This window comes from Streptomyces araujoniae, from assembly GCF_050871195.1.
Lineage (GTDB): Bacteria > Actinomycetota > Actinomycetes > Streptomycetales > Streptomycetaceae > Streptomyces > Streptomyces bacillaris.
Genome location: NZ_CP194070.1, coordinates 3,896,755 through 3,916,572, shown reverse-complemented (window position 1 = coordinate 3,916,572; position 19,818 = coordinate 3,896,755). Strand labels below are relative to the sequence as shown.

At 70.1% G+C, this 19,818-nt stretch carries 17 protein-coding genes and 2 tRNA genes; 13 read left to right on the top strand and 6 right to left on the bottom strand.

The features are described from left to right. Positions 1-3: 3 nt before the first annotated feature. Genes yidD through rpmH form a run of 3 tightly spaced genes read right to left on the bottom strand, consistent with a single transcriptional unit; the run spans position 4 to position 888 of the window. The gene (gene yidD / locus ACQ9ZG_RS16610; RefSeq protein ID WP_078562473.1) at positions 4-363 is read right to left on the bottom strand and encodes a membrane protein insertion efficiency factor YidD; all 360 of its coding nucleotides are present in this window, start codon (positions 361-363) and stop codon (positions 4-6) included. Further along, complete coding sequence (gene rnpA / locus ACQ9ZG_RS16605; protein WP_078507711.1) at positions 360-731, bottom strand: ribonuclease P protein component; 372 nt, start codon at positions 729-731, stop codon at positions 360-362. Before rnpA ends, yidD begins: the two co-directional genes overlap by 4 nt. A 19-nt stretch (positions 732-750) precedes the next feature. Next, complete coding sequence (rpmH, locus tag ACQ9ZG_RS16600; RefSeq protein WP_018489831.1) at positions 751-888, bottom strand: 50S ribosomal protein L34; 138 nt, start codon at positions 886-888, stop codon at positions 751-753. A 383-nt stretch (positions 889-1,271) separates the two neighbouring features. Between rpmH and dnaA the strand changes: the two genes are divergently transcribed. From dnaA to ACQ9ZG_RS16550, 10 genes are all read left to right on the top strand, one after another. Further along, positions 1,272-3,125: a chromosomal replication initiator protein DnaA gene (gene dnaA / locus ACQ9ZG_RS16595; RefSeq protein WP_499280749.1), complete on the top strand. Its 1,854-nt coding sequence runs from the start codon at positions 1,272-1,274 to the stop codon at positions 3,123-3,125. A 1,094-nt stretch (positions 3,126-4,219) separates the two neighbouring features. Continuing rightward, positions 4,220-5,350, top strand: coding sequence for a DNA polymerase III subunit beta (dnaN, locus tag ACQ9ZG_RS16590; protein ID WP_015609839.1), 1,131 nt, complete (start codon positions 4,220-4,222; stop codon positions 5,348-5,350). Positions 5,351-5,492: 142 nt separating this feature from the next. Next, positions 5,493-6,377, top strand: a complete 885-nt coding sequence (gnd, locus tag ACQ9ZG_RS16585; RefSeq protein WP_018489829.1) for a phosphogluconate dehydrogenase (NAD(+)-dependent, decarboxylating) — start codon at positions 5,493-5,495, stop codon at positions 6,375-6,377. Between the two features lie 66 nt (positions 6,378-6,443). Then, positions 6,444-7,574, top strand: a complete 1,131-nt coding sequence (gene recF / locus ACQ9ZG_RS16580) for a DNA replication/repair protein RecF (RefSeq protein WP_028415816.1) — start codon at positions 6,444-6,446, stop codon at positions 7,572-7,574. A gap of 161 nt (positions 7,575-7,735) precedes the next feature. Beyond that, entirely contained in the window at positions 7,736-8,299 is a 564-nt protein-coding gene (locus ACQ9ZG_RS16575; protein ID WP_499281610.1) for a DciA family protein, read from the top strand. A 443-nt stretch (positions 8,300-8,742) separates the two neighbouring features. Next, a complete protein-coding gene (gene gyrB / locus ACQ9ZG_RS16570) occupies positions 8,743-10,812 on the top strand; it encodes a DNA topoisomerase (ATP-hydrolyzing) subunit B (protein ID WP_109916046.1) in 2,070 nt (689 codons plus the stop codon). A 47-nt stretch (positions 10,813-10,859) separates the two neighbouring features. Further along, positions 10,860-13,502 carry a DNA gyrase subunit A gene (gene gyrA / locus ACQ9ZG_RS16565; RefSeq protein ID WP_028415818.1) on the top strand — a complete coding sequence of 881 codons (2,643 nt, stop codon included), beginning with the start codon at positions 10,860-10,862 and terminating at the stop codon, positions 13,500-13,502. Positions 13,503-13,594: 92 nt separating this feature from the next. Then, positions 13,595-14,197, top strand: a complete 603-nt coding sequence (locus ACQ9ZG_RS16560; RefSeq protein ID WP_018489824.1) for a DUF3566 domain-containing protein — start codon at positions 13,595-13,597, stop codon at positions 14,195-14,197. Positions 14,198-14,275: 78 nt separating this feature from the next. Then, positions 14,276-14,349 (top strand) — tRNA-Ile (locus ACQ9ZG_RS16555). A 70-nt stretch (positions 14,350-14,419) separates the two neighbouring features. Continuing rightward, entirely contained in the window at positions 14,420-14,785 is a 366-nt protein-coding gene (locus ACQ9ZG_RS16550) for a DUF6336 family protein (RefSeq protein ID WP_258312356.1), read from the top strand. 74 nt (positions 14,786-14,859) lie between these two features. On the opposite strand, the gene ACQ9ZG_RS16545 is transcribed toward ACQ9ZG_RS16550, so the two are convergent. Continuing rightward, the gene (locus ACQ9ZG_RS16545) at positions 14,860-15,228 is read right to left on the bottom strand and encodes a DUF6344 domain-containing protein (protein WP_109917052.1); all 369 of its coding nucleotides are present in this window, start codon (positions 15,226-15,228) and stop codon (positions 14,860-14,862) included. Between the two features lie 290 nt (positions 15,229-15,518). Between ACQ9ZG_RS16545 and ACQ9ZG_RS16540 the strand changes: the two genes are divergently transcribed. Continuing rightward, positions 15,519-15,653, top strand: coding sequence for a DLW-39 family protein (locus ACQ9ZG_RS16540; protein WP_003958712.1), 135 nt, complete (start codon positions 15,519-15,521; stop codon positions 15,651-15,653). A gap of 352 nt (positions 15,654-16,005) precedes the next feature. Beyond that, a complete protein-coding gene (locus tag ACQ9ZG_RS16535; RefSeq protein ID WP_499281609.1) occupies positions 16,006-17,322 on the top strand; it encodes a hypothetical protein in 1,317 nt (438 codons plus the stop codon). Between the two features lie 36 nt (positions 17,323-17,358). On the opposite strand, the gene ACQ9ZG_RS16530 is transcribed toward ACQ9ZG_RS16535, so the two are convergent. Both ACQ9ZG_RS16530 and ACQ9ZG_RS16525 read right to left on the bottom strand, forming a co-directional pair. Continuing rightward, positions 17,359-18,771, bottom strand: coding sequence for a serine/threonine protein kinase (locus ACQ9ZG_RS16530; RefSeq protein WP_499280747.1), 1,413 nt, complete (start codon positions 18,769-18,771; stop codon positions 17,359-17,361). A 173-nt stretch (positions 18,772-18,944) separates the two neighbouring features. After that, positions 18,945-19,493 carry a helix-turn-helix domain-containing protein gene (locus ACQ9ZG_RS16525; RefSeq protein ID WP_018489819.1) on the bottom strand — a complete coding sequence of 183 codons (549 nt, stop codon included), beginning with the start codon at positions 19,491-19,493 and terminating at the stop codon, positions 18,945-18,947. Between the two features lie 180 nt (positions 19,494-19,673). Between ACQ9ZG_RS16525 and ACQ9ZG_RS16520 the strand changes: the two genes are divergently transcribed. Then, a tRNA-Ala gene (locus tag ACQ9ZG_RS16520) sits at positions 19,674-19,746 on the top strand. Positions 19,747-19,818 lie beyond the last annotated feature (72 nt).

The following is a 19,818-nucleotide window of genomic DNA, read 5'->3' as shown; positions in this document are numbered from 1 at the left end:
TAATCAGGCTCCTTGAGCATTGGGCGAGGTCTCTGTGGCCGGGCTCGGAGGTTCGGAGACCGACCCCCCGGACGGCACATCAGTGGCGGGCTCCCCGCCCTTGCCGCCGCGCAGGCCGTTGCGCAGCAGTTGGTGCCACCGCGGACGCTTGCGTTGCGGGACATGGTCCACACCGCCGGGTGACCACGGATTGCACCGCAGGATGCGCCAGGCGGTCAACGCTGTTCCCTTGATCGCACCGTGCCGGTCGATGGCCGTATATCCATAGTGGGAGCACGACGGGTAATAACGGCATACAGGCCCGAGGAGTGGGCTGATCGTCCACTGATACAGCTTGATGAGGGCAAGCAGCGGGTACTTCATCTCGCGCCCCCTCCCAGCAGCCGCCGGAGGGCGGCATCCAGGTCTCGGGCCAGCTGTGCATGGTCGGCGTCGCCCGCTCCGGGCAGCGCTCGTACGACAACAAGGCTACCGGGGGGCAGCTGTGCCAGCCGGTCGCGGACCAGGTGGCGAAGCTTCCGCTTCACCGCGGTGCGGACGACCGCACCTCCCACCGCTTTGCTGACAACGAAACCCGCACGCGGCGCGGGGAGAGTCTCCCCCGTCACGTGCGGGTCCGTTTCACCGCTGCGTAGATGGACGACGAGCAAGGGACGCCCGGCTCGGCGTCCTCGTCGTACCGCGGTCGCGAAGTCCTCGCGCCGCCTCAGCCGATTCTCGGTAGGCAGCACGTCATGGACCTGTGAGCGATCAGGCGGACAGGCTGCTGCGGCCCTTGGCACGGCGGTTGGCGAGGATCGCACGGCCGGCACGGGTACGCATGCGCAGACGGAAGCCGTGGGTCTTGGCGCGACGGCGGTTGTTCGGCTGGAAGGTGCGCTTGCTCACTCGGGGGCTCCAGAAATGATTCGTGTCTTGGCGGGACATCGCCTGGCTGTCACCGTGCGCCCACGAGGAACTCGCGTAAACGCCTTAGTGCACCGCTTCACAATCACAGGATCGTGATCTTTGCCCATCGGAGGCAGGCGGCAGCAGCCATCGACAACTCGACCTGGTCACGGTACGCGCGGCTACGCCATCCGGTCAAACCAGCTCCACGCGGCCCCCCATTGTGCACAGGCTGTGGACAACAACTTGAACCGCGCGCCCCGGCCTGACTACCGTGGCTGAACTCCGGATTCTTTTCCTTCCCGACTGCCGGGCCCCACCCATCCCGACCCACCCCGTCCCGAGAACCACACATTCGTGGGACATGCGAGAGAGCGTGCCTTGTGGCTGACGTACCTGCCGATCTTGCCGCAGTGTGGCCGCGAGTGCTGGAACAACTCCTCGGGGAGGGCCAGCAGGGCATCGAGCCGAAGGACAAGCAGTGGATCGAGCGCTGCCAGCCGCTGGCACTCGTCGCCGACACCGCGCTCCTGGCCGTCCCCAACGAATGGGGCAAGCGTGTGCTGGAGGGCCGCCTCGCGCCGCTCATCAGCGAGACGTTGACCCGCGAGTGCGGCCGCCCCATCCGGATCGCGATCACCGTCGACGACTCCGCCGGTGAACCGCCCGCCCCGCCCGCGCCCCCGATGCGCCAGAGCCAGCAGGGCCACCGCTACCCGGGGCAGCAGCGCGAGGACGCGCACAACGACACGTACGACGGCTACGGCCACCGGCCCTCCGACGACGGCATGCCTACGGCCCGGCCCGCCTACCCCGACTACCAGCAGCAGCGCCCCGAGCCGGGCGCCTGGCCGCGTACCCAGGAGGACCTCTCCTGGCAGCAGCCGCAGCACGGGGGGTACCGGGACCGCGAGCAGCCCGCGTCGGACAGCTACCGCGAGGCCGAGCCGTACCGCGAGCAGCCCTCGGACGGCTACCGCGACCAGCCCGCCGAGCAGTGGCGCGAGCCCTACGGCACGGGCCGACCGCAGCAGCCGCAGCACGACTACCGGCCGCAGCCGCCCGAGCGCCAGGGGTACGAGCAGCAGCGCGACCCGCACGACCAGCAGCACCGCCCCGGCGGTCCGGGCCCCGGGCGCACCGGCGGTTCGGTCCCCGGTCCGATGGGCGCCCAGCCGGCGCCCGCGCCGGGACCCGGTGAGCCGCACGCCCGGCTGAACCCGAAGTACCTCTTCGACACGTTCGTCATCGGCGCCTCCAACCGGTTCGCCCACGCCGCGGCCGTCGCGGTGGCCGAGGCGCCGGCGAAGGCGTACAACCCGCTCTTCATCTACGGGGAGTCGGGGCTCGGCAAGACCCATCTGCTGCACGCGATCGGGCACTACGCGCGCAGCCTCTACCCGGGCACCCGGGTGCGGTACGTCAGCTCGGAGGAGTTCACCAACGAGTTCATCAACTCGATCCGGGACGGCAAGGGCGACACCTTCCGCAAGCGGTACCGCGATGTCGACATCCTGCTCGTCGACGACATCCAGTTCCTGGCGAGCAAGGAGTCGACGCAGGAGGAGTTCTTCCACACCTTCAATACGCTGCACAACGCGAACAAACAGATCGTGCTCTCCTCGGACCGGCCGCCCAAGCAGCTGGTGACGCTGGAGGACCGGCTGCGCAACCGCTTCGAGTGGGGTCTGACCACCGACGTCCAGCCGCCCGAGCTGGAGACCCGGATCGCCATCCTCCGCAAGAAGGCGGTCCAGGAGCAGCTGAACGCGCCGCCGGAGGTGCTGGAGTTCATCGCCTCGCGGATCTCGCGCAACATCCGTGAGCTGGAGGGCGCCCTGATCCGGGTGACGGCCTTCGCCTCGCTCAACCGGCAGCCGGTGGACCTCGGGCTGACCGAGATCGTGCTCAAGGACCTGATCCCGGGCGGCGAGGAGTCGGCCCCCGAGATCACCGCGCCGGCCATCATGGCGGCCACCGCGGACTACTTCGGCCTCACCGTGGAGGATCTCTGCGGATCCTCGCGCAGCCGGGTCCTGGTGACGGCCCGCCAGATCGCCATGTACCTCTGCCGGGAGCTCACGGATCTCTCGCTGCCGAAGATCGGCGCGCAGTTCGGCGGACGCGACCACACGACGGTGATGCACGCGGACCGGAAGATCCGGGCGCTGATGGCGGAGCGGCGCTCCATCTACAACCAGGTCACCGAACTCACCAACCGCATCAAGAACGGCTGACACCGGCCCGGCGGCGCGGCTCGGCAGCCGCCGCGCGCCGCCGGGCCGCCTCGCCGGACCCCCGTGCGCTGTCAGGGCGCCTCGCGACGACCTCCCACGGTCGGGGCGAGGCGCCCTTCGCCGTTCCGGAAGCCTGCCCTGGAGCCTCCCGGGGCCGTACGCGTACGGGACGCCCCTCCCCGGCCCTTCCCGACGGCTTCCGGGACTCTGCCGGGCCCTCTCCGACGCGTGGACCGGGCCCTTCCGCGGCTGTTCCGTGCCCCTCCGAGAGCCCTCAGGCGACTTCTGGAGCCCTCGCGCCGCCCCGTCCAGGACCGGCGCTGTTCGAATAGAGCCTGCTCAGGGGCCCTTCTCCACAGATGTGTGAACTTTTTTCCGTCCACAACCTGGGGACCGGGAAGTTGTCCATATTGCGTCCACAGGCTTGGGAGCAAATACTCCATCAGGCCAGGTCACGTGGTTGGGGATTTGTGGTCAACCTTGATCCACAGCCTGTGGACAGAGCCCTCGTCCACAGGGGCCTCTCCCGGTTGTCCACCGGCGACCCACAGGCCGGCTGATGTTGTCCCCAGCTTCACCGGGCTTCTCCACACCTGTGTCCACTGTTCGGCAACGCAACACCCGCTCTCACCGCCCGGAGTGAAAGGCGTCACACCAAGCTGCCTGATTGGGCTGTGGGGAACGTGGGTAAAGCTGGGGACAGGCCTGGGGAGAAGCAGTCCCCTCCTGTGCATCAGGTGTGCACAACTTCCGCCTGTCCACAGAAGCACCCGGTTGTCCACTGCTGCCGCCCACAGGGCCGGTGGACAAAAAACCGGTGCTGACCTGCGCAAACACCGTTATCCACGGTTTCCACAAGGCCTACTACTACTACCACTCAGAGTTAGCCAGGAATCCGCTTCGAAGTGGGGCCTGTGTACAACTCGAGAGGCGGCCGCTTCACCTCGTTCGGCTCGACTTGACCCCGAGCAGCAACGACTGTCGGTGCTGTGCGTCAGACTGGTCCCCGGAGCCCACCCCGCCGTCGGCAGGAGGCTCCGGTCCAGACGACGAAGGCCAGCAGGGCGAGCGAGCAACAGCAGGAGGCGGTTCCGGTGAAGATCCGGGTGGAGCGCGATGTACTCGCGGAGGCGGTGGCCTGGGTGGCCCGCAGCCTCCCGGCCCGTCCGCCGGCGCCCGTGCTCGCGGGCCTTCTGCTGAAGGCCGAGGACGGCGCCCTCTCCTTCTCCAGCTTCGACTACGAGGTCTCGGCCAAGGTCTCCGTGGACGCGGAGGTCGACGAGGACGGCACGGTGCTCGTCTCCGGCCGGCTGCTCGCCGACATCTGCCGCGCCCTCCCCAACCGCCCGGTGGAGATCTCCACCGACGGTGTCCGGGCCACGGTCGTCTGCGGCTCCTCGCGCTTCACCCTCCACACACTGCCTGTGGAGGAGTACCCGGCGCTGCCGCAGATGCCGACCGCCACGGGCACCGTCCCCGGTGAGGTCTTCGCCTCGGCCGCCGCCCAGGTCGCCATCGCCGCGGGCCGCGACGACACGCTGCCGGTGCTCACCGGTGTGCGCATCGAGATCGAGGGCGACACCGTCACCCTCGCCTCCACCGACCGCTACCGCTTCGCGGTCCGCGAGTTCCTCTGGAAGCCGGAGGACCCGGAGGCGTCCGCGGTCGCCCTGGTGCCCGCCAAGACGCTCCTGGACACCGCCAAGGCGCTCACCAGCGGTGACACGGTCACCCTGGCGCTCTCCGGCTCCGGTGCCGGTGAGGGGCTGATCGGTTTCGAGGGCGCGGGGCGCACGACCACCACGCGGCTGCTCGAAGGCGACCTGCCGAAGTACCGCACGCTCTTCCCCACCGAGTTCAACTCGGTCGCGGTCATCGAGACGGCCCCCTTCGTCGAGGCCGTCAAGCGCGTGGCCCTGGTCGCCGAGCGCAACACCCCCGTCCGGCTCAGCTTCGAGCAGGGCGTGCTCATCCTGGAGGCCGGGTCCAGCGACGACGCACAGGCTGTGGAGCGCGTCGACGCGGTGCTGGAGGGCGACGACATCTCGATCGCCTTCAACCCGACGTTCCTGCTGGACGGGCTGAGCGCGATCGACTCCCCGGTCGCCCAGCTCTCCTTCACCACGTCCACCAAGCCCGCCCTGCTCAGCGGGCGCCCGGCCGTGGACGCCGAGGCGGACGACGCGTACAAGTACCTGATCATGCCGGTGCGCCTCTCCGGCTGATCGGACGCATTCCGGTGGGCCCGTCCGTCACGGAGCGGGCCCACCGCGCTGTCCAGGCCGTGCTCCGGCCCGCCGGGCGTAGGCTCGGACCCGGGCGGCCAACGCCCCGACGCTTTCGCCACGACGCTTAAGGAAATCTCTGATGGAGCTCGGTCTCGTCGGCCTCGGCAAGATGGGCGGCAACATGCGCGAGCGCATCCGCCGCGCAGGCCACACCGTCATCGGTTACGACCGCAACCCGGATGTCTCCGATGTCCACAGCCTCGAAGAGCTTGTGGGCAAGCTGAAGGGCCCGCGGGTCGTCTGGGTCATGGTCCCGGCCGGCGCGGCGACCCAGTCCACCATCGACGAGCTGGCCGAGCTGCTCTCGCCCGGCGACGTCGTCGTGGACGGCGGGAACTCGCGCTGGACCGACGACGAGAAGCACGCCGTCGAGCTGGGCCTCAAGGAGATCGGCTTCGTCGACTGCGGTGTCTCCGGCGGTGTCTGGGGCCTGGAGAACGGCTACGCCCTGATGTACGGCGGCAGCGCGGAGAACGTGGCGAAGGTCCAGCCGATCTTCGACGCGCTCAAGCCCGAGGGCGACTTCGGTTCCGTCCACGCGGGCAAGGTCGGCGCCGGCCACTTCGCGAAGATGGTCCACAACGGCATCGAGTACGCCATGATGCAGGCCTACGCCGAGGGCTGGGAGCTGCTGGAGAAGGTCGACTCCGTCACCGACGTACGCGAGGTCTTCCGCTCCTGGCAGGAGGGCACGGTCATCCGTTCCTGGCTGCTCGACCTCGCGGTCAACGCCCTGGACGACGACGAGCACCTGGACAGGCTCAAGGGGTACGCCGCCGACTCGGGCGAGGGCCGTTGGACGGTGGAGGCCGCGATCGACAACGCGGTGCCGCTGCCCGCGATCACGGCGTCGCTGTTCGCCCGGTTCGCCTCGCGGCAGGACGACTCCCCGCAGATGAAGATGATCGCCGCGCTGCGCAACCAGTTCGGCGGCCACGCGGTCGAGTCCAAGTCCGAGAACTGATCGGTCCGCCGGCCGCGCGCCGGCACACAACCACCTGCGAAGCACTGCCGGGAGAGGTCGGCCACCATGCACGTCACCCATCTCTCGCTGGCCGACTTCCGCTCGTACGCCCGGGTCGAGGTGCCTCTCGACCCGGGCGTCACCGTGTTCGTGGGGCCCAACGGGCAGGGCAAGACCAATCTCGTCGAGGCGATCGGCTATCTCGCCACCCTCGGCAGCCACCGGGTCTCCTCGGACGCCCCGCTGGTGCGGATGGGTGCCGAGCGGGCCGTGATCCGGGCGGCGGTGACCCAGGGCGAGCGCTCGCAGCTGATCGAGCTGGAGCTGAACCCCGGCCGCGCCAACCGGGCCCGTATCAACAGGTCCTCGCAGGTCAGACCGCGTGACGTGCTCGGCATCGTACGGACGGTGCTCTTCGCTCCGGAGGACCTGGCGCTGGTCAAGGGCGACCCCGGGGAGCGGCGGCGGTTCCTGGACGAGCTGGTCACCGCGCGCTCGCCCCGGATGGCCGGGGTCCGCTCCGACTACGAGCGGGTGCTCAAGCAGCGCAACACCCTGCTGAAGTCCGCCGCGATGGCCCGCCGCCACGGCGGCCGCTCCATGGACCTGTCCACCCTCGACGTCTGGGACCAGCACCTGGGCCGGGTCGGCGCCGAGCTGCTCGCGCAGCGCCTGGACCTGATCGCCACGCTCCAGCCGCTCGCCGACAAGGCGTACGGGGACGTGGCGCCGGGCGGCGGTCCGGTGACGCTGGAGTACCGCAGCTCGGTGGGCGAGGACGTGGCGGCGGGCCGTACCCGCGAGGAGCTGTACGAGCAGCTGATCGCGGCGCTCGCCGGGGTCCGGAAGCAGGAGATCGAGCGCGGGGTGACGCTGGTCGGCCCGCACCGGGACGACCTGGTGCTGAGCCTGCGGGGGATGCCCGCGAAGGGGTACGCGAGCCACGGCGAGTCCTGGAGCTACGCGCTGGCGCTGCGGCTGGCCAGTTACGAGCTGCTGCGCGCCGAGGGCAATGAGCCGGTGCTCGTCCTGGACGACGTCTTCGCCGAGCTGGACGCCCGCCGCCGGGAGCGGCTGGCGGAGCTGGTGGCCCCGGGCGAGCAGGTGCTCGTGACGGCGGCGGTGGCGGAGGACGTGCCGGGTGCGCTGGCGGGGGCGCGGTACGCGGTGTCGGCGGGCGAGGTGGAGCGGGCATGACCGGCCGGGGCGAGGAGCCGGGACACCCGGGAGCCTCCGGCGCGCACGGCGCCCCGGAGGCGCGCGGAGTTCCCGGTGGGGCGGGCCGCAGGCCCCGTAACGACGAGGGCGGCGCTTCCGGAGGTACGGGGTCCGGGGCCCGTACCACCGGCGGCGCCTTTGTGGGTACGCCGGGGGCCGGCGGTGCCCCCGGGCCGGCCGAGCCGTCCGCCCGGCCCGAGCCGTCCGGGGTGGATCTCGCCCGGGTCGCGCTGCGGGCGGCGAAGGAGCAGGCCCGGGCGCGTGGGGCGGCGGCCCAGCAGCGCAGGCAGGCCCGGCGGGGCGGCGGTCTGCGCTCCGGGGCCCGTTCGGACGGGCGCGACCCGCAGCCGCTGGGCTCCGCGATCAACCGGCTGATCACCGAGCGCGGCTGGGAGACCCCGGCGGTGGTGGGCGGTGTGATGGGGCGGTGGCCGCAGATCGTGGGCGAGGATCTGGCCAACCACTGCGTGCCGCTGCGCTACGACGAGGACCCGGCCGCGCGGGTGCTCACTGTGAGCTGCGACTCCACGGCCTGGGCGACGCAGCTGCGGCTGCTGGCCCCGCAACTGGTGGCCCGGCTCAACGCGGATCTGGGTCAGGGCACCGTACGGATGATCAAGGTGGTCGGCCCGGGGGGCGGGGAGCGCCGCTTCGGGCCGCTGCGGGCGCCCGGCAGCAAAGGGCCCGGCGACACCTACGGGTGAGGCCTTCCGCGCCTTCCGTTCGTTGATCGAACAGTCGGAGCACAACCCTGAGCTGCACTTTTGGCTGAATCTTGTCGTGTCCCTGATCCCCGAGGGGGCCGTCCGGCGGCTGCTTCGGTGTGACGTCGAGGTGCCGGGGCTGGCTGATTCGTCAGGGTTTGTCCCGGCGGAAACCGGGTGGTACGGACGGAGCGTCCCTCACCGTAGCGGGAGGTTGACAGTCAGAAGCGCTCAATGCCCGTCAGGGCCTCTTGGGGCCCCTCCCTGAATATGGGGAGTCGTCAACCGCTGATTCAGAGCGGCACATGCGCACTCAGGTACCGGCAAACCCCCATTCATGTCACCGCTACCGGTAGACTGGTGGGTAATCCCGCCGATGAGGCGGGAGTCGTCGATACAAGCCGAACGACGCAGCCGACCCCGCCTTGTCCGGAGGACGGCCTGTGCTGTGCCAGAAAGGGCGCTTCGTGGCCGATTCCGGCAACCCCAACGAGAACAACCCGTCCACAGCCGGTGAGAACGGCGAGGTCACCGCCTCGTACGACGCCAGCGCGATCACCGTGCTGGAGGGGCTGGACGCGGTCCGCAAGCGACCCGGCATGTACATCGGCTCGACCGGTGAGCGCGGCCTGCACCACCTCGTGCAGGAGGTCGTCGACAACTCGGTCGACGAGGCGATGGCCGGCCACGCGGACACGATCGACGTCACGATCCTGGCCGACGGCGGCGTGCGCGTCATCGACAACGGCCGGGGCATCCCGGTCGACATCGTGCCGTCCGAAGGCAAGCCGGCCGTCGAGGTCGTCCTCACCGTGCTGCACGCGGGCGGCAAGTTCGGAGGCGGCGGCTACGCGGTCTCCGGCGGTCTGCACGGCGTCGGCGTCTCCGTCGTCAACGCCCTGTCCACCCGGGTCGCGGTGGAGGTCAAGCGCGACGGAAACCGCTGGACCCAGGACTACAAGCTCGGTGTCCCCACCGCCCCGCTGGCCAAGCAGGAGGCCACGGACGAGACCGGTACGACGGTCACCTTCTGGGCCGACGGGGACATCTTCGAGACCACCGAGTACAGCTTCGAGACCCTCTCGCGCCGCTTCCAGGAGATGGCGTTCCTCAACAAGGGCCTCACCCTCAAGCTCACCGACGAGCGCGAGTCGGCCAAGGCCACGGCGGGCGCCGACAGCGCCGAGGCGACCGAGGTCCCCGAGGAGGAGACGACCCGGTCCGTCACGTACCACTACGAGAACGGCATCGTCGACTTCGTCAAGTACCTCAACTCCCGCAAGGGCGACGTCATTCACCAGTCGGTGATCGACATCGAGGCCGAGGACAAGGACCGCCTCCTCTCGGCCGAGATCGCCATGCAGTGGAACACGCAGTACACCGAAGGGGTCTACTCCTTCGCCAACGCGATCCACACGCACGAGGGCGGTACGCACGAGGAGGGCTTCCGCGCCGCGCTGACCTCCCTGGTCAACCGGTACGCGCGCGACAAGAAGCTGCTGCGCGAGAAGGACGACAACCTCACCGGCGAGGACGTCCGCGAGGGTCTGACCGCGATCATCTCGGTGAAGCTGGGCGAGCCGCAGTTCGAGGGCCAGACCAAGACCAAGCTGGGCAACACGGAGGCCAAGACCTTCGTGCAGAAGGTCGTGCACGAGCAGCTGACGGACTGGTTCGACCGCAATCCCAACGAGGCGGCCGACATCATCCGCAAGGGCATCGCCGCCTCGACCGCCCGGGTGGCGGCCCGCAAGGCGCGCGACCTGACCCGCCGCAAGGGGCTCCTGGAGAGCGCCTCGCTGCCGGGCAAGCTGAGCGACTGCCAGTCGAACGACCCCACCAAGTGCGAGATCTTCATCGTCGAGGGTGACTCCGCCGGCGGCTCGGCGAAGTCCGGCCGCAACCCGATGTACCAGGCGATCCTGCCCATCCGCGGCAAGATCCTGAACGTCGAGAAGGCGCGGATCGACAAGATCCTCCAGAACACCGAGGTCCAGGCGCTGATCTCGGCCTTCGGCACCGGGGTCCACGAGGACTTCGACATCGAGAAGCTCCGCTATCACAAGATCATTCTCATGGCGGACGCCGACGTCGACGGCCAGCACATCAACACCCTGCTGCTGACCTTCCTCTTCCGCTTCATGAAGCCGCTGGTAGAGGCCGGGCATGTCTACCTCTCGCGCCCGCCGCTCTACAAGATCAAGTGGGGTCGGGACGACTTCGAGTACGCGTACTCGGACCGGGAGCGCGACGCGCTCGTGGCGCTCGGCAAGCAGAACGGCAAGCGGATCAAGGAAGACTCGATCCAGCGCTTCAAGGGTCTCGGCGAGATGAACGCCGAGGAGCTGCGCGTCACCACCATGGACGTCGACCACCGGGTGCTCGGCCAGGTCACGCTGGACGACGCGGCCCAGGCCGACGACCTGTTCTCGGTGCTCATGGGCGAGGACGTCGAGGCGCGGCGCTCGTTCATCCAGCGCAACGCCAAGGACGTCCGCTTCCTCGACATCTGAGTCGGCCGTACCAGCCACGCCGCAGCTCGAAAGGACTTTGACCAGCAATGGCCGACGAGAACACCCCCGTGACACCCGAACCCGCGACGCCCGAGGCGGAGGACACCGTCCCCGGCGTCGGGATGCGTGTCGAGCCCGTCCAGCTCGAGACGGAGATGCAGCGCTCCTACCTCGACTACGCGATGTCCGTCATCGTCTCGCGTGCGCTCCCCGACGTACGGGACGGCCTCAAGCCCGTCCACCGCCGGGTGCTGTACGCGATGTACGACGGCGGGTACCGCCCCGAGAAGGGGTTCTACAAGTGCGCCCGCGTCGTCGGTGACGTCATGGGTACGTACCACCCGCACGGCGACTCCTCCATCTACGACGCCCTGGTGCGCCTCGCGCAGCACTGGTCGATGCGGATGCCGCTGGTGGACTCCAACGGCAACTTCGGTTCCCCGGGCAACGACCCGGCCGCCGCCATGCGGTACACCGAGTGCAAGATGATGCCGCTGTCCATGGAGATGGTCCGGGACATCGACGAGGAGACCGTCGACTTCCAGGACAACTACGACGGCCGCAACCAGGAGCCGACGGTCCTCCCGGCCCGCTTCCCGAACCTGCTGGTCAACGGCTCCGCCGGGATCGCGGTCGGCATGGCGACCAACATCCCGCCGCACAACCTGCGCGAGGTCGCCGCCGGTGCCCAGTGGTACCTGGAACACCCCGAGGCCTCGCACGAGGAGCTGCAGGACGCGCTGATCGAGCGCATCAAGGGCCCCGACTTCCCCACCGGCGCGCTGGTGGTGGGCCGCAAGGGCATCGAGGAGGCGTACCGCACCGGGCGCGGCTCGATCACCATGCGCGCGGTCGTCGCGGTCGAGGAGATCCAGGGCCGCCAGTGCCTGGTCGTCACGGAGCTCCCGTACCAGACCAACCCCGACAACCTCGCGCAGAAGATCGCCGACCTGGTGAAGGACGGCAAGGTCGGCGGCATCGCGGACGTCCGCGACGAGACCTCCTCCCGTACGGGACAGCGCCTCGTGGTCGTCCTCAAGCGGGACGCGGTGGCCAAGGTCGTCCTGAACAACCTGTACAAGCACACCGACCTCCAGACGAACTTCGGCGCCAACATGCTGGCGCTCGTCGACGGGGTCCCGCGCACGCTCTCGATCGACGCGTTCATCCGCCACTGGGTGACGCACCAGATCGAGGTCATCGTCCGGCGGACCAGGTTCCGGCTGCGCAAGGCCGAGGAGCGGGCGCACATCCTGCGCGGCCTGCTGAAGGCCCTGGACGCCATCGACGAGGTCATCGCCCTCATCCGCCGCTCCAACACCGTGGAGATCGCGCGTGAGGGCCTGATGAGCCTGCTGGAGATCGACGAGCTCCAGGCCAACGCGATCCTGGAGATGCAGCTGCGCCGGCTGGCCGCGCTGGAGCGCCAGAAGATCACCGCCGAGCACGACGAGCTCCAGGCGAAGATCAACGAGTACAACGAGATCCTGGCCTCGCCCGCCAGGCAGCGCGGGATCGTCAGCGAGGAGCTGGCGGCGATCGTCGAGAAGTTCGGCGACGACCGGCGCTCCAAGCTGGTGCCCTTCGAAGGCGACATGTCCATCGAGGACCTGATCGCCGAGGAGGACATCGTCGTCACGATCTCCCGCAGCGGCTATGTGAAGCGTACGAAGACGGACGACTACCGCTCGCAGAAGCGCGGCGGCAAGGGCGTGCGCGGGACGAAGCTCAGGGAAGACGACATCGTCGACCACTTCTTCGTCTCCACCACCCACCACTGGCTGCTGTTCTTCACGAACAAGGGCCGGGTCTACCGGGCGAAGGCGTACGAGCTTCCCGACGCCGGCCGGGACGCGCGCGGCCAGCACGTCGCCAACCTGCTGGCCTTCCAGCCGGACGAGAAGATCGCCCAGATCCTCGCGATCCGCGACTACGAGGCCGTGCCGTACCTGATCCTGGCGACGAAGGGCGGTCTCGTGAAGAAGACCGCGCTCAAGGACTACGACTCCCCGCGCTCGGGCGGTGTCATCGCGATCAACCTGCGCGAGACGGCGGACGGCAGCGACGACGAGCTGATCGGCGCCGAGCTGGTGTCGGCTGAGGACGATCTGCTGCTCATCAGCAAGAAGGCGCAGTCGATCAGGTTCACCGCGACGGACGACGCGCTCCGTCCGATGGGCCGTGCCACCTCGGGCGTCAAGGGCATGAGTTTCCGCGAGGGAGACGAACTGCTCTCGATGAATGTCGTCCGGCCCGGTACGTTCGTCTTCACCGCTACCGACGGCGGGTACGCCAAGCGCACCCCCGTCGACGAGTACCGCGTCCAGGGCCGCGGCGGCCTCGGCATCAAGGCTGCCAAGATCGTCGAGGACCGGGGCTCGCTCGTCGGTGCGCTGGTGGTCGAGGAGACGGACGAGATCCTCGCCATCACGCTCGGCGGTGGTGTGATTCGTACGCGAGTCAATGAAGTCAGGGAGACGGGCCGTGACACCATGGGCGTCCAACTGATCAATCTGGGCAAGCGGGATGCCGTCGTCGGCATCGCGCGCAATGCCGAGGCCGGTCGTGAGGCGGAAGAGGTCGACGGGACCGATGACGCCGAGGGCGAGACGGCCGAGGCCCACGCCGCGAGCGTGGTAGAGGGCACTGTCGAGGGCACGGAGTCCTCGACCGGGGAGCACGAGGAGTAAGAGTGAGTGGAGCCACGGGCGCCGGTTCGGCCGCTTCCGGAGCAGGAGCGAACGGTGCCCGTGGCCCTGCCACGGACTCCCAAGGGGGCACTGTGACGGACACACGAGGGCCTCAGCCCCAGTACGAGGGTTACGCGACCGGGCCGCTGCCCGGCGAGCGTGAGCCCGCACCGGGGCCGTCGGGGCCGTACCACCCGCCCCAGGCGTACCAGGCGCCCGGCGGCGGCACCCAGGGCGGCCAGCGCCCGGGACCGGGCGGCGGGGGCACCCTGGGCGGCGCGCAGGCGACGCGCAAGCCGCGCACGGGGGCGCGCACCACTCCGCGTACGCGCAAGGCCCGGCTGCGGGTGGCCAAGGCCGACCCGTGGTCGGTGATGAAGGTCAGCTTCCTGCTCTCCATCGCGCTGGGCATCTGCACGGTGGTGGCGGCGGCGATCCTGTGGATGGTCATGGACGCGATGGGCGTCTTCTCCACCGTGGGCGGCACCATCAGCGAGGCCACCGGCTCCAACGAGAGCAACGGCTTCGACCTGCAGTCGTTCCTCTCGCTGCCGCGGGTGCTCATCTTCACCTCGGTCATCGCCGTGATCGACGTGGTCCTGGCCACCGCGCTGGCCACGCTGGGCGCCTTCATCTACAACCTGTCGGCGGGCTTCGTGGGCGGCGTCGAGCTGACGCTGGCGGAGGACGAGTAGTCCGGCGGGTATCGATTTTGGGACTGGCCCCGACGTGCGCTAATCTTCAGAAGTCAGCGCAGAGCAGCACAGCGCGGCGGGGCTATAGCTCAGTTGGTTAGAGCGCATCCCTGATAAGGATGAGGCCACAGGTTCAAATCCTGTTAGCCCCACAGTGCACAGCAGTGACCGAGAGGCCCTTCCCGCACGGGAAGGGCCTCTCGGCGTGACGGGGGGTGCGGTGTGGGCCGGGGGACTTCCGTACCACGGCTGCGTCTGGGCGGGGTCGTGGCGCGTGGAGCGGTGTACGGGGCGGGGGCGGCGGTCTGTTCGTCCGTCACCGCGCTCGTCCCGCGGGACCGTGACGCCCGGGGCGACCTGCTGGAGGCGGTCGCCTTCCTGGGGCTCGTGGCCGGCGCGGTCTCGCTGCTGACCGGGCTGTTCCTCTGGGTGTGCTGCTCGGGGGAGGTACTGCGGTGGCGGGACCTCTTCCGTACGACCGGCCCCTCCGAGGTGATCGCCGTCCTCGCGCCCTGTCTGGTCCGCGTCGGCGTCCTCCTCCTTGTGCCCGTCCCGGTCGCCGCCCTCCTGGGGCGACTCGTCGGGTAGCTCCCGGGCACACGGAAAGGCCCCCGGCCGGTGTGAACCGGACCAGGGGCCCCGGAGTGCGGTGGGCGCCGGGATCAGGGAGGTGGCACCGGGGAGGCGCCTTCCGGGGCGGTGTGGTACGGGGCGGTGGTGCGGACGCTGCCCGCCGGGTCGGCCGACAGGTGGCGGGTGGCCGGGGAGGAGCCGTGGGCCTCGGCCCGGATGCGCTGCTTCATCGTGGGCGGCAGGGCCCGGTCACGCGGAAGGGTCCATCGCACCGAGGGGGCGAGCGGGGTTGCCGCCGTGGCACCCGTGTGCTCCTGGGCCGTGGTGCTCGGCTGCGCCGGGGCGTTCGTGGCGTTCGCGGCGTTCGCCGTGGCCGTGGCGAGGCCCAGCGAGGCCAGCAGGGCGAAGAAGGCGGTGATGAAGGCGGTCCAGATGCTCTTGGGCGTGAAGGTGCTCATGGCCCCTCGCTTTCGGGTGGTCCGGTTGCTGACTTCTCCGATCATGTGGATCCGGGCCGGGATTCCGGGGAGCGACGCCCGCACTGCGCTGATCTTCGGATTAACACCACTCGTATGGTGCAACCGGACCTGACAGGCCGTCCGGAACGTGCCGGAAGGGTCGTCAGGGGTCCGCCGGAGGGTCGCGAACGGGCTGCTTTCGGGTTCCAGGCAGGTCACCGATCGGTATCGGCCGGTGTGTATAGTCGGCGACAGAAGGCCCCTATTCCAAGGAAAGACGAGGTCGCGCGGTGAAGAAGCTTCTCCTGGTCGCACTGGCTGCCATCGGCGGGCTCCTCGTGTACCGCCAGATCCAGGCGGATCGCGCCGAGCAGGACCTGTGGACGGAGGCGACCGACTCCGTGCCCGCAGGTTCGGGTGTGTGAGACGACAGACTCTGTTACGGGCCCCGGCCGCTGAAGCGGCCGGGGCTTCGTGCTGTCCGGGGCGTTCTGCCCCGTGCTGTCCGGGGGTGTCTCCCCCCGCGCGCTCGCGTGTGCGCGTTGTTGCGGGACCGTGACGGCGCCCTTGTTGAGTTCACCTGAGCAAATCAGTAGCTTGCTGGAGCAAATGGGTGGGGTGGCTCCTCGTCGGACCTGGCCGGTATCCGGACAAGCGGGGCAATCCGCTTCCGGCCGGAGACAGCGGCGGTACGGGCGGGGCAGGATGGACCGGCATTGCGGCCATGGCGACGACGAGGGGAACCGCGTGAAGAGGCAGCGCAACAGGGGGCGGGCGATGCTGGCGGCGTTCGCCGCGTGCGCGGTGATGGCGCTGCCGGGGCAGGCGTACGCGGCCGGGCCGCCGGCGTACGCCTTCGATCCCGACGCCAAGCGGGTGCAGGGCGCCGAGCTCAACGCCGAGGCGTCGGTCCTCCAGCCGGGGGCGGTGTACCGCAGTTCGATCGAGCCGGGCCAGAAGCTCTACTACCGGGTGAAGCTCGACAGTTCCACCGACTCCTACGTCTCGGCCGTCGCCGTGCCCAAGAGCGACGGCTCGGTGGCGTACGGGGACGGGATCACGGTCAGCATCCGGGACCTCAACGACTCCCGGTGCAGCTCCAACCGGAACACCTTCGGCTCGGGCGAGACCCCCCGGCCGATCGCCGCGTACGCCTACCGCACCATCGGCAAGGGGACGAGCACCACCTGCCGGGAGGCGGGCACGTACGACGTCCTCGTCGAGCGCGAGAGCGAGGACGAGTCCAGCCCCGAGGCCTGGGACCTGGAGCTGCGCTTCGTGCAGGAGCCCGGGCTGCGGAGCGGCGGCCCCACGGAGACGTCCGCGCCGAAGGACTGGCCCTCCACCACGCCCGCCCCGCCGGACGCCGAGGCGCAGAAGCGTACGGGCGGCACCGGTTACTACGACGCCACCAGCCTGGAGACCGGCGAGTGGGTCGACGCCATCGCCCCGGGCCAGACCCGCTTCTACCGGGTGCCGGTGGACTGGGGGCAGCAGATCTACGCCTCCGCCGCACTCAGCAACTCCCCGGGCGACAGCAGCGAGTTCATCGGCAGCGCGCTCACCCTCTCGCTGGACAACCCGGCCCAGGGCCACGTCGTGGACACGTCCCTCTCGTACTCCGGCAAGTCCGCGACCACGGCGCTGAAGCCGCTGCCGCCGGTGGAGTACCGCAACCGGTACGACTTCAGCTCCCAGGTCGGCGCGATGCGGTTCGCGGGCTGGTACTACCTGTCGGTGACGCTGAGCCCGAAAGTGGCCGAGAGCTACGGCAAGGACCCGATCGCGCTGACGATGACGGTCCAGGTGAAGAACGAGGCCGGTGCCTCGCCGTACGAGGGCGACCCCGGGATCTTCGCCGTCACCGAGAAGGACAAGGAGCTGGCCCAGAGCGGCGACAGCGCTCCCAAGGCCGCCAAGAGCGCCACGATGCAGGTGGTCGCGGCAGGGGCGCTCGGGACGGGCGCCGTGCTGGTGCTCGGCCTCGGCGGCTGGACGCTGCTGGCCCGCCGCCGGGCGGCCGCCGCGGCCGGTGGGCCTGCTCCGGGGCACCGGCAGCCGCCTTACGGAGGGCCGCCGCAGCAGGGCTGGTGACGGACCGACCGGCCCCCCTCCCGCGCCTGCCCCTGGCTACATCTGGGTCAGCGCCCAGATGCCGACCGCGAAGCAGATCAGCGCCACGACCAGCACCGGGACCGCCACCTTCGGGGGCGGTCCCGGCCGCGTCTGCCGTGCCTGCCGCGCGGGGGCGGACGCGGGGGCGTGCGCCTGCGCCGCGAGGGGGTGGTGCTGCTGGGCCGTGTAGGGCCGGGTGGCCGACGCGTCCCGCGGTACGCCGGAGGTCGGCGCCTGGGCGAGGTCCTGGGCTCCCGCGGCGTACGGGTTCGGGGGAGCCGCCGGTGCGGGCGCGGGCTGGTGGAACGGGGGCCGGTGCTGCGGCGGGGCCGGTGTGTGGGCCTGGGGCTGCTGGGGCGGGGGCGCCAGGTGGAAGCTGCCGGTCTCGGACATGGAGACGGGCGGGGGCGCCGGTACGGAGGGGTTCTGGGCGGGCGGCCGAGGCGTCGACGCCGTCGGTTCCCGGGGCTCCTGGGGCTCCTGAGGCGCCGTCAGGGGCGGCTGGGGCTCCTGGGGTGCCCCAGCCGTATCGGCGGGCTTCGCGGGCTTCTCGGGGCCGTCGGGGCCGAACCCCGGGGGCAGCGGGCCGATCTGGTCGAACACCTCCACCGGCTCGTCGTCCGGCCCCGGCTCGGGCAGCATCTCGACCGCCGCGTTCAGCGCCTTGCGCGCTCCCGTCGCCGTACGGAACCGGGCCTGCGGGTCCGGCTGGAGCAGCCCGGCCAGCACCTGCCAGAGCGGCTCGGGGATGCCTTCGGGGGCGCCCGGGGTGCCGTGGGCGGCGAAGTGCTCCACCAGCGCCTGGGAGTCGGGCTTGCGCCCCTGGAGGAGGTACAGGGCGACCAGGCCGACCGCGAAGAGGTCCGCGGGGAAGTCGGGTTCGGCGCCCATCATCTGCTCGGGGGCGAAGTAACCGGGCGTGCCGACCACGTAGTTGGTCTCGGTCAGCCGGGGCTCGCCCTTGCGCATCGAGATGCCGAAGTCGGAGAGGCGCAGATGCGGGCGGCCCGAACCGGTCGCCTCCATCAGGATGTTGGCCGGCTTGATGTCCCGGTGGACCACCCCCTCGGCGTGCACCGTGGAGAGGCCGGAGAGCAGCTGGTCCAGGAGCAGGCAGACGAAGCGCGGGGGCAACGGCCCGTAGTCGCCTATGACATGGGCGAGCGAACCGCCGCTCACCAGGTCCATGGTGAACAGGACCTTGTCGTCGTCGGCGGCCCAGCTGGCCGGGGCCAGGACGTGCGGGTGCTCGATGCGCAGGGCCTGCTCGCGGACGAAGCGCAGCAACGTGTGCGCGTCGCTCTGCTGCAGGACCTTGGCCGCGACGTACCGGCGGCGGCGGTGGTCCCAGGCCCGCCAGACGGCACCGACCCCACCACGCCCGATCGGATCGATCAGTTCGTACCGACCGGCGAAGACCTCACCCATTGCGCTGTGCCCGCTTTCCGTCCCTGTTGTCGCCGCGGCTCCCGGGGGACCAGGGGCCCCGGCGGTGTGCGAGGCCCTGGTTCCGTCGTCGTGCTCGTCGTGCTTGTTGTGCGGTTGTGCAGTTGTGGTGCCGTGCTGTGCGGTGCCGTCGTGCTCTCGTCCGTACCGAGCCGCTAGCTCTGGTGTCCCTCGTAGTGCGCGACCGCGTCCGCGGTGCGGCCCGCCCCGTACACCCGGAGGAACTCTGCCAGTTCCGGGTGGGTCGGGGCGAGGGAGTCGGCGGCATCGATGATGTCGCCGGCCGCCGCGACCGACCGGAGCAGGGACTGGATCTCGCGCACCACGCGGCGGACGGTGGGAGCGCCCCCGGTCGTGGTGGTCTGACCGGTGCCGGTCAGGACGGACCCGCCCTGCGATTTCTTGATCTCCTCCATGCGGTCGGTGGCCTCCCCCGCGCTGACGCTGCCGTCCGCGACCTGGCCGGACAGCTCCTGGAGTGCCTGGACGCGCTGGACGACCGCAGGGTTCCCGATCTTGGCCCGCTGGCCGCTCATCAGCTGGGAGAGCATCGGGGCGGAGAGCCCGAGAACCGCGGCGAGCCGTGCCTGGTTGAGGCCCAGATCGTCGATCAGCCGGCGGAAGAGCGCCCCCAGCGGCTCCCCGTACCAACTGCGCTGAAGCTCTCTGGCTCTTGCCGTCGCTTCCTGCTGCGCTGCGTCCATTGCGTCTCCCCTTCGCTGCGGCTTCGCTGCTGCGAACCTCGTCGAGCATCTTACGGAGCGTGGTCGCCCACGGGGAGTCCCTATCCTTTTGCAAGATAGGGGGGAGCACCCGGTAGTCTGTTCTGCGACGGTGGCAGTGGCCCGGATGTGTTCACTTCTGTCGTCGTTTCCGCTGTTCCCGGGGCCTTAGCTCAGTTGGTAGAGCGCTGCCTTTGCAAGGCAGATGTCAGGAGTTCGAATCTCCTAGGCTCCACCGGTGAAGTGCCCTCCGACCTTGGAGAACAAGGTTCCGGAGGGCATTTTTCGTGCCCGCGCCCATCCCGCG